Consider the following 1,341-nt stretch of genomic DNA (forward strand, 5'->3'; position numbering starts at 1 on the left):
CGCCAGAGAAGATCAACAAACCGTCCGTCCCGCACCCGCCGCCGAACGCATTGCAGAAGCAGCCGGTGATGAACGGTGTCGAAGTAGCTCGCCAGATCACCTTCGATGATCCAGCGGCCCCTCGTCGTGTCCGCGCCGTCCTGAAGCTGCAACTTCACGGTACGAACGGCATGATGCACGCTGCGTTCCGGCCGGAAGCCATAGGACAGGCGATGGAAGTCGCTTTCCCAAATCGGCTCCATGGCCATCAGCATGGCGCGCTGGACAATGCGGTCTGTCAGGGTCGGTATACCCAGTGGTCGTAGCTTGCCATTGGCTTTCGGGATATAGATTCGCTTGACCGGCTTCGGGCGATAGGTGCCTTTCAGCAGGTTTGTCCGCAGGTCGGCCAGATGGCGATCCAGCTCGGCCTGCATCCGTGGCTTATCCATTCCGTCAATGCCCGGAGTTCGTGCGCCACTCGACGCCAGAACGATCCGGGCGGCTTCGGCAAGCCATTCCCGGTCGGCAATGAGCCGCAAGAGACGATCGAACCGACGGTTCGGACCGGCCTCGGCCCATGTTGCGAGCTTGTGCTGCAATTCGCTGATTATCAAAGGTCTTCACCTCATTTGGTCAGGTAATTTGCACTCCAAGCAGATTGAACTGTTCCCCTTCGCCATGTGGCAGGCTTTCCCTGCCGCGGACTACTACGGGAACTCCGCCAGCATGATGGACATCAGGGTCAACTCCCTTGCGACGCAGAACATCGTGGGCATTCCATCATGCCTTCCCTCGTTCATATGCTGGACACTCCACGCACTGGGGAGGTTGCCGGTCGCAGTCCTTGTCCTTGCGTCCCGCAAGTCGATGCCGATGTCATGGTCTGGCTGCGTTCTCCCCATGACTCCCTGCGAGACGCCATACATATACGCCCGCATTCGGACACCCCCGCCTACGTGTTGGGGGCACCATCAGCATTCCGCCTGTTAAGCCGTGTAGGCGAAGGCGACATTTCAGCCCTCGGATGCGGATTAACCGGTTCGTGTTCCTCAACCTTCCAGTGCTACAGCCTCGGGAACCATCTCGGCGTAACGGCTTCGCCTCAATTCCCTTTACCTGCGGGCTACGTCACCCTGCCAGTTGACGAAAGGTCACCGCCGCTTGGGCTCATGCTCCCTCACAGCAGGGGGCACGGCATTCTTCAAATCCTCCTTTCTCAATGCATTCCAGTCATATGCACCCCGGACCATCCGGGACGAGGCGCACGGTAGGTCAGGTCTATCGCCCATACCTGATTGGGCTGGGTAACCGCCAGCTTGCGCAGGAGGTAGGGATAGATTTTGTGACCTGGCGCTGGTT

At 59.3% G+C, this 1,341-nt stretch carries 1 protein-coding gene; it reads right to left on the minus strand.

From position 1 onward, the window contains the following. Nucleotides 1-596 (minus strand): reverse transcriptase domain-containing protein (locus HWD97_RS24140; RefSeq protein WP_371835794.1); only part of this gene is annotated, 596 nt, incomplete at its 3' end. Nucleotides 597-1,341 lie beyond the last annotated feature (745 nt).

It is taken from the genome of Ochrobactrum sp. C6C9 (assembly GCF_022627935.1).
Classification (GTDB): Bacteria; Pseudomonadota; Alphaproteobacteria; order Rhizobiales; family Rhizobiaceae; genus Brucella; species Brucella teleogrylli.